This is a genomic window from Blastococcus sp. SYSU D00813 (assembly GCF_054050735.1).
Map to the genome: position 1 here is coordinate 107500 of NZ_JBJGZX010000015.1, position 7440 is coordinate 114939.

Annotated in this window: 4 protein-coding genes; 2 read left to right on the forward strand and 2 right to left on the reverse strand. The window is 74.6% G+C overall.

Annotated elements, in window-relative coordinates:
- Window positions 1-15 precede the first annotated feature (15 nt).
- Window positions 16-2235, reverse strand: coding sequence for a transketolase (gene tkt / locus ACI8AX_RS12855; RefSeq protein WP_456550213.1), 2220 nt, complete (start codon window positions 2233-2235; stop codon window positions 16-18).
- Between the two features lie 340 nt (window positions 2236-2575).
- Here tkt and ACI8AX_RS12860 point away from each other — a divergent pair, with 340 nt between their 5' ends.
- Window positions 2576-3490, forward strand: coding sequence for a heme o synthase (locus tag ACI8AX_RS12860; protein ID WP_456550214.1), 915 nt, complete (start codon window positions 2576-2578; stop codon window positions 3488-3490).
- A gap of 248 nt (window positions 3491-3738) precedes the next feature.
- On the opposite strand, the gene ACI8AX_RS12865 is transcribed toward ACI8AX_RS12860, so the two are convergent.
- Window positions 3739-4695, reverse strand: coding sequence for a COX15/CtaA family protein (locus ACI8AX_RS12865; protein WP_456550215.1), 957 nt, complete (start codon window positions 4693-4695; stop codon window positions 3739-3741).
- A 92-nt stretch (window positions 4696-4787) separates the two neighbouring features.
- Between ACI8AX_RS12865 and ACI8AX_RS12870 the strand changes: the two genes are divergently transcribed.
- Complete coding sequence (locus ACI8AX_RS12870; RefSeq protein ID WP_456550216.1) at window positions 4788-7316, forward strand: ATP-dependent Clp protease ATP-binding subunit; 2529 nt, start codon at window positions 4788-4790, stop codon at window positions 7314-7316.
- Window positions 7317-7440 lie beyond the last annotated feature (124 nt).

A 7440-nucleotide genomic window follows, 5' to 3' on the forward strand; every position in this document is an offset into this window, starting at 1 on the left:
CGGTGGGGCGGCCGCTCAGCGGTCGCCGGTGGGGTGGGGGAGCCCGCCGGTCGCTGCAACCGGCCCGGCGGGGACGGCGTTCCCCGAGGCGGCGGCCTCGATGCTCTCGCGCGCGGCCGCGACGACCGCCTCGTGCGTGAGGCCGAACTCCTCGTAGAGGACCGCGTACGCGGCGCTGGCCCCGTAGTGGGTCAGCCCGACGATCCGGCCGGCGTCGCCGACGAACTCGCGCCAGCCCATCGGCACCCCGGCCTCGACGCTGACGCGGGCGCGCACGGTGGGCGGCAGGACCTCGTCCTTGTAGGCCTGGTCCTGGTCGGCGAACCACTCGACGCAGGGCACCGACACCACGCGGGTCGGGACGCCGTCGGCCTCGAGCCGCTCGCGCGCGGCGACCGCGATCTGCACCTCGGACCCCGTGCCGAGCAGGATGACCTCGGGGTTCCCGTTCGACGCGTCGGCCAGCACGTAGGCGCCGCGCGCGGTGCCCTCGGCGGACCCGAACTGCTCCCGGTCGAACACCGGCAGGTTCTGCCGGGACAGCAGCAGGCCCGCGGGCCGGTCGTTGTTCTCGAGGATCGTGCGCCACGCGACCGAGACCTCGTTGGCGTCCGCCGGGCGGACGACGTCCAGGCCCGGGATCGCCCGCAGCGCCGCGAAGTGCTCGATGGGCTGGTGGGTCGGGCCGTCCTCGCCCAGGCCGATGGAGTCGTGGGTCCACACGTAGACCACCGGCAGCTGCATGAGCGCCGCCAGCCGCACCGCGCCGCGCATGTAGTCGGAGAAGGTGAGGAAGGTGCCGCCGTAGACGCGCGTGCCACCGTGCAGCGCGATGCCGTTCATGATCGCGCCCATGGCGTGCTCGCGGACGCCGAAGTGCAGGGTGCGCCCGTAGGGGCCGCCGGACCACATCTTCGTCTGGCGGTTGGCCGGCAGGAACGACGGCTCGCCCTCGACGGCGGTGTTGTTGCTCTCGGCCAGGTCGGCCGAGCCGCCCCACAGCTCGGGCAGCTCCGGGTACAGCGCGGCCAGGGCCTTGCCGCTGGCCTTGCGGGTGGCCACGCCCTTCTCGTCGGCCGGGTAGGTCGGCAGGTCGGCGCCGAAGCCCTCGGGCAGCCGGCGCTCGCGCATGCGGGCCAGCAGCTCGGCGCGCTCGGGGTTCGCCTGCTCCCAGGCGTCGAAGCGCTCCTGCCACTCGGCGTGCGCCTGCTTGCCGGCGTCCACCACGGAGCGGGCGTGGGCGAGGACCTCGTCGTCGACCTGGAAGGTGCGCTCGGGGTCGAAGCCGAGCACCTCCTTGGTGGCGCGGACCTCGTCGTCCCCGAGGGCGGAGCCGTGCGCGGCGCCGGTGTTCTGCTTGTTCGGCGCGGGCCAGGCGATGATCGTCCGCAGCACGATGATCGACGGCCGGGAGGTCTCGGCCTTCGCGGCGGCGAACGCGGCGTCGACCGCCGCCAGGTCCTCGCCGTCGTCGACGTGCTGCACGTGCCAGCCGTAGGCCTCGTAGCGCTTGCCGACGTCCTCGGTGAAGGCGACGGTCGTGTCGTCCTCGATGGAGATCCTGTTGTCGTCGTAGACGAGGACCAGGTTGCCCAGCTGCTGCGTGCCGGCCAGCGACGACGCCTCGGCGCTGACGCCCTCCTCGAGGTCGCCGTCGGAGCAGAAGGCCCAGATGGTGTGGTCGAACAGGCTCTCGCCCTCGGGGGCGTCGGGGTCGAGCAGGCCGCGCTCGCGGCGGGCGGCCATCGCCATGCCGACCGCGTTGCCGACGCCCTGCCCCAGCGGGCCGGTGGTCGTCTCGACGCCGGGGGTGTGGTTGACCTCGGGGTGCCCAGGGGTCTTGGAGCCCCAGGTCCGCAGCGCCTGCAGGTCCTCGACCTCCAGGCCGTAGCCGGAGAGGAACAGCTGCACGTACAGCGTCAGGCTGGAGTGGCCCATCGACAGGACGAAGCGGTCGCGCGCCACCCAGTTCGGGTCGGACGGGTCGTGGCGCAGCCACTTGTGGAACAGCAGGTAGGCCGTCGGCGCCATGCTCATCGCCGTGCCGGGGTGGCCGTTGCCCACCTTCTGGACGGCGTCCATGGCCAGGACGCGGGCGGTGTCGATCGCCCGGCGGTCCAGGTCGCCGAAGTCCTCGGGGAGGGTCGGCCGCGGCTGGCGCGGGTCCCCGGTGGGGCTGTCGGTCGCGGCCTCGGCCGGGGCCTCGGCCGCTGTGCTCTTGGTCTCGCCTGTCATCGTGGCGCTGCTCCCTCGGTCGGCCGGGTCGGTCGCTCCGGGTCGGGGACCGAGCCCGGGCGGCGGACGGTGTGCGGTGCGGCGACCGGCGGACTCGGGGACCCGGTGGCCCCCGGCCCCGACGCCGGACCGACGACCGCGCCGTCGCCGACCTCGTCGTCGCGACCCCGCCCTACCCGCTGCACCCGCAGCACCAACCTGCACGACCCTAGTCATCCGCGCCCGTCGCGGGGGTGGCAGCGGGCTACAGTTGGTGCGTTCGACACCCGGCCGGAAGGGACCCCGTGCTGTCTCCGTCGCCGGTGGAGCCCCGCACCCCGTGCCCTCGGGAGGCCCTCCGGTGACCGCGGTCTCCGAGCGCCCGGCGGTCTCCACCCGCAGCGTCACCTCGGTGGTGGGCGCCTACGTCGCGCTGACCAAGCCCAAGCTCGTCGAGCTGCTGCTGGTCACCACGCTGCCGGCGATGATGCTCGCCGCCGACGGCTGGCCCTCCTGGCGGCTCGTCGCCGCCACCATGGTCGGCGGCATGCTCGCCGCCGGCGCCGCGAACACCTTCAACTGCTGGTACGACCGCGACATCGACCGGCTGATGTCGCGCACCCGCACCCGGCCCATCCCCTCCGGGGCGGTCACCCCGCGGGCCGCGCTCGTCTTCGGCCTGGTCCTGGCCGCCGCGTCGTTGGCCATCCTGTGGTTCGAGACGACGCCGCTGGCCACCGCGCTCGCCGCGGTCGCGATCCTGGCCTACTCGATCGTCTACACGATGGTCCTCAAGCGCCGGACCCGGCACAACACCGTCTTCGGCGCCTTCCCGGGGGCCGCGCCGGTGCTCATCGGCTGGGCCGCGGTGACCGGCTCGCTGGCGTGGCCGGCCGTCGTGTTCTTCGCCATCGTCTTCTGCTGGCAGATGCCGCACTTCTGGGCGCTGGCCAGCCGGTTCCGCGACGACTACGCCCGCGCCGGCGTGCCGATGCTGTCGGTCGTGGCCGGTCCGGAGAGCGTCGGCCGGCAGTCCGTGGCCTGGGCGTGGGCCACGCTGGGCGCGACCCTGCTCATGGGGTCGATCACCCCGGTGCTGGGCTGGGCCTTCGCGATCGGCGGCGGGCTGCTCGGCGCCTGGTACGTGATCGAGTCCCACCAGTGGCTCGGTCGGATCCGCGCCGGCGTCCCGGACCGGCCGATGCGGCTGTTCTCGGTGTCCATCACGCAGATGACGCTGATCTCGATCGCCATCGCGATCGACGTGCTCTTCTGATTGCGGTCCTCCGGACCGCACCGCGGCCAACGGCCGTCCCCGACGGCCGTTGAGCCGCTGCCCGTGTCCCGATCGGGGGACCCTCCGGGCCCCCGCGATCGGTCCACCCCAGCTGCCCGCCGTGCCCGGCTCACCCGGACCCTCGGCTCGACGTGCCGTACCCGGCTCCGGGGGAGGGTCCCGGCTCTCGACGTTTCTCTGCACGGGCACTGTGCGGGGGCTGACCACTCGATCGCTCGAGCGGGTCGTCAGTGCACGGTGCTCGCGGGGGTCGGCTCCTGCTGCGCCTCGAGGGGGTGCTCGGAGGCCGGGCCGCGGACCGACCAGACCAGGCGGGCGGTGTAGGCGGTGACCAGCACGGCGCCCAGCATGTGCAGCAGCACCAGCGCCGCGGGCAGGTGCAGGAAGTACTGCACGTAGCCGACGACGCCCTGCAGCACCTGCACCACGAGCAGGTCCCGGGCGGCCCGGCGGGTGCGCCCGGCGGTGTCGGTCGCGTACAGGGCGACCAGCAGGGCGACGGTCAGCCCGACGAGCAGGAAGACGACGTCGGCGTGCAGCTGGCTGACCAGCTCGGGGTCGAAGCCCATCCGGCCGACCCGGAGGTCCCCGTCGGCGTCCTCGGTCAGGTCGCCGCTGTGCGGCCCGCTGCCGGTCACGACGGTGCCGAGCACCAGGACGGCGGCGGTGGCCGCGGCGATGCCGTTGACCAGCAGCGCGAACGGGCGGCGGACCAGCAGCTGGCCCACCCCGGGCTCCCGGCTGCGCAGGTACAGCACCGTCATGAACGCGACGAGGACGGCCGACAGCAGGAAGTGCGCCGCCACCGTCCACGGGTTGAGGCCGGTCAGCACCGTGATCCCGCCCAGCGCGGCCTGCACCGGGATGCCCAGGAAGCCGAGGACGGCGAGCCGGCGCAGGTCGCGCCGCGGGGAGCGCCACACCACCACCACGGTCGCGACGGCGACGGCGGCCAGCACGAACGTCAGCAGCCGGTTGCCGAACTCGATCGCCCCGTGCCCGGCGAGCTCGGAGGTCGCCACGAAGCTCTCGTCGGTGCAGCGCGGCCACGTCGGGCAGCCGAGCCCCGAGCCGGTCAGGCGCACCGCCCCGCCGGTGACGACGATCAGCCCGTTGGCGACCGCGTTGGCCAGGGCCACCCGGGAGACCGTGCGGGACGAGAACGAGGCGGGCAGGACCGGCACGACCCGATGCTAGGCGGTCGCCGGGCCGGGGTAGGGCAGGACGACGGACCGCCCAGCGACGGCGGCGAGACCTCCCTCACGGATCGAGTGGCATGACGAGCGCGTACTTCTCCGGTGGCCCCTTCGACGAGTTCCTCGCCCGGTACCTGGGCGGCGGTGGCCCGCGGCGGATCGACCTCCTCCAGCTGCTCACCCAGCACGGCAGGCAGCTGCTCACCGCGGCCGCCCGGCACGCCGCGGAGACCGGGCACGCCGACCTCGACACCCAGCACCTGCTCTGGGCGATGACCGGGGACGAGCCGACTCGCACCCTGCTGTCCCGGGCGGGCGCCGACCCCGACGAGCTGCGCCGCCAGCTGGACGGCGAGCCGCCCCGCGGGGAGCCGCGCGCCGAGCCGCCCGCCCTGACCCCGGCCGCCAAGCGCACGCTGCTCGACGCCCACCAGGTGTCCCGCGCGCTCGGGTCCACCTACATCGGCCCGGAGCACCTGCTGTTCGCCATGGCGGTCAACCCGGAGTCCCCGGGCGGGCAGGCGCTGCGCGCCCGCGGCATCACGCCCGAGGCGCTCCAGCAGGCCGCCACCGGCGGGGGCGGCGGCGGGAGCGGCGCCCCGGGCCAGGGCGGCGGCCGCCCGCCGTCGGGCACCCCGACGCTCGACGAGTTCGGCCGCGACCTCACCGAGATGGCGCGCGACGGGCGGCTCGACCCGGTCATCGGCCGGGACGACGAGATCGAGCAGACGCTCGAGGTGCTCTCCCGCCGGCGGAAGAACAACCCCGTGCTCATCGGCGAGGCCGGCGTCGGCAAGACCGCGATCGTCGAGGGCATCGCCGCGCAGGTCGCCGCCGACGACGTCCCCGACACCCTGCGCGGCCGCCGCGTGGTCGAGCTCGACCTGACCGGGCTGGTCGCCGGCACCCGCTACCGCGGCGACTTCGAGGAGCGGCTGAAGAAGATCATCGACGAGATCCGCGAGCACTCCGACGAGGTCGTCGTCTTCATCGACGAGCTGCACACCGTCGTCGGCGCCGGGGCCTCGGAGGGGTCGGGCGGCGCGGGCAACATGCTCAAGCCGGCGCTGGCCCGCGGCGAGCTGCACGTCATCGGCGCCACGACCCTCGAGGAGTACCGCCGCAACATCGAGAAGGACGCCGCCCTCGAGCGGCGCTTCCAGCCGATCCTCGTGCCCGAGCCGTCGGTGGAGGACGCCGTGGAGATCCTCCGCGGGCTGCGCGACCGCTACGAGGCCCACCACCAGGTGCGGTTCACCGACGAGGCGCTGGTGGCGGCCGTCGAGCTGGCCGACCGGTACGTCCCCGACCGGCACCTGCCGGACAAGGCGATCGACCTCATCGACCAGGCCGGCGCCCGCGTGCGCCGCCGGGTGAAGACCCCGCCGACCGACCTGCAGGGCCTGGAGCAGGAGGTCGCCCGCCTGGAGCGGGAGAAGGACCAGGCGGTCGCCGCGGAGCAGTACGAGCGCGCCTCCGAGCTGCGCGACGAGCTCGCCGCGGCCCGGCAGCGGCTGGAGCAGGCCCGCGCCGGCGGCGACGCCGGGGTGCCCTGCGTGGAGGTCGAGGACATCGCCGAGGTGGTCTCCCGCTCCACCGGCATCCCGGTCAGCCAGCTGACCCAGGAGGAGATGCAGCGGCTGCTCGGCCTGGAGGAGCACCTGCACCAGCGGGTGGTCGGCCAGGACGAGGCCGTGGCGGTCGTCGCCGAGGCGGTCCGCCGCTCGCGCGTGGGGCTGGCCGACCCCGACCGCCCGATCGGCAGCTTCCTGTTCCTCGGCCCCACCGGCGTCGGCAAGACCGAGCTGGCCCGGGCGCTGGCCGAGGCGCTGTTCGGCGACTCCGACCGGATGATCCGGCTGGACATGAGCGAGTTCCAGGAGCGGCACACGGTCAGCCGGCTGGTCGGCTCGCCGCCCGGGTACGTCGGCTACGAGGACGCCGGCCAGCTCACCGAGGCCGTGCGGCGCCGGCCCTACTCGGTGGTGCTGCTCGACGAGGTCGAGAAGGCCCACCCCGACGTCTTCAACACCCTGCTCCAGGTCCTGGACGACGGGCGGCTGACCGACTCCCAGGGCCGGACCGTCGACTTCAAGAACACCGTGCTGATCATGACGAGCAACCTGGGCTCCGAGCTGATCCAGGGCCGCAACACCCCGCTCGGCTTCGGCACCGGGGACGCCGCGGCCGCCGACGCCGGGCTGCGCGAACGGCTCATGCGCCGGCTGCGCGAGTCGTTCCGGCCCGAGTTCCTCAACCGGATCGACGAGATCGTCGTCTTCCAGCAGCTGGAGACCGAGCAGCTGCGCCGGATCACCGACCTGCTGCTGGAGGAGACCCGTCGCCGGATGGCCGCCCAGGACATCACGCTGGAGTTCGACCCGGAGGCCGTCGACTGGCTGGCCGAGCGCGGGCACCAGCCCGAGTTCGGCGCCCGGCCGCTGCGGCGCGTCATCCAGCGCGAGGTCGACAACCCGATGTCCCGCCTGCTGCTCGACGGGCGGGTCCGGCGCGGTCAGCGGGTGCGCGTCTCGGTGGGGGAGGGGCACCTGGAGTTCTCCCCGGCCGAGGAGTCGGCCGAGGAGCCGGTCGAGGCCGGCCGGGCCTGACGACGGCACCCCGGCGGGGGGGGGGGGGGGGGGGGGGGGGGGGGGGGGGGGGGGGGGGGGGGGGGGGGGGGGGGGGGGGGGGGCGGGCGGGGGGGGTGCTTCCCCGTAGGTTGTTACTACACAC

What these genes read in the sequence shown, in the direction of transcription:
- tkt (WP_456550213.1), bottom strand. Translation starts at nt 2,235, where the DNA reads ATGACAGGCGAGACCAAGAGCACAGCGGCCGAGGCCCCGGCCGAGGCC.
- ACI8AX_RS12870 (WP_456550216.1), top strand. Translation starts at nt 4,788, where the DNA reads ATGACGAGCGCGTACTTCTCCGGTGGCCCCTTCGACGAGTTCCTCGCC.